Raw genomic sequence first — 403 nt, forward strand, 5'->3', positions numbered from 1 at the left:
CACTGGGCGGTAAACTACCAAGCGATGCTACTGGGATACTGGTGGTGGATACTAACACCTGTAATAATATCGATCTTCTTGTTCGTAGCCTTGTACCTACTCTCAACAAGTCTAAGTGAATACTTAGACCCAAGAACAAGGATACAAAGAATCGGTAAGGCGAAGGAGTGAAAAGGTTGGAAGTATTAAAAACAGAAAAACTAAAATCGTATTACATATTTGAAATGCAAGAAGAGAAAAAAGAAGTAAAAGCGGTCAACGATGTAAGTATAAAGATACAAGAAGATGAAATATACGGGATAGCAGGGGAAAGTGGATGTGGGAAAAGCACATTTCTAAAAACGATATGTGGTTTAGCCGAACCGCCACTGAGGATAGTAGATGGAAAGATATACTACGAAGT

1 protein-coding gene and 1 pseudogene are annotated in these 403 nt (G+C 38.7%); both read left to right on the top strand.

Annotation, left to right across the window (positions count from 1 at the left end):
• Window positions 1-171 (top strand): annotated as a pseudogene (locus ACW9JY_RS10525) (ABC transporter permease); the annotation flags it as partial.
• A 5-nt stretch (window positions 172-176) separates the two neighbouring features.
• On the top strand, window positions 177-403 hold a 227-nt coding region (locus tag ACW9JY_RS10530), incomplete at its 3' end, for an ATP-binding cassette domain-containing protein (RefSeq protein WP_457284334.1).

Source organism: Petrotoga sp. DB-2, assembly GCF_054051725.1.